This is a genomic window from Psychrobacter sp. CoH-33_TS_01 (assembly GCF_058189395.1).
In genome coordinates, this window is record NZ_JBVGQI010000058.1 from 1 (window position 1) to 269 (window position 269).

1 protein-coding gene and 1 pseudogene are annotated in these 269 nt (G+C 63.2%); both read left to right on the forward strand.

What is annotated here, in order from left to right:
- Positions 1–189: pseudogene (locus ACZ2XM_RS15540) on the forward strand (hypothetical protein); the annotation flags it as partial.
- A 3-nt stretch (positions 190–192) separates the two neighbouring features.
- Positions 193–269 (forward strand): hypothetical protein (locus ACZ2XM_RS15545; protein ID WP_490619021.1); only part of this gene is annotated, 77 nt, incomplete at its 3' end.

Sequence of the window (269 nt, forward strand, 5' to 3'; positions counted from 1 at the left end):
GCCCAGGGCCACTGTTCATCGATCCGGCAGTTCGATGACCCAAGCCGAGAAATTGATGGCACGTACTACCTCGGGCGCCGCGGCGCGAACGCCACCGTCGCCGTCTCGATCGCCGCCACGCGAGCGTTCGCCCACTACGCCGAACTCCCCCTCCACACGTGGATCGCCCACGTCACGGACAGTGTTTAACGAATGCCGGTCCCACACTTCAACGTCCTCAACGGTGGCGCCCACGCCGCTAACCCGCTCGAATTCCAAGAATTCATGGT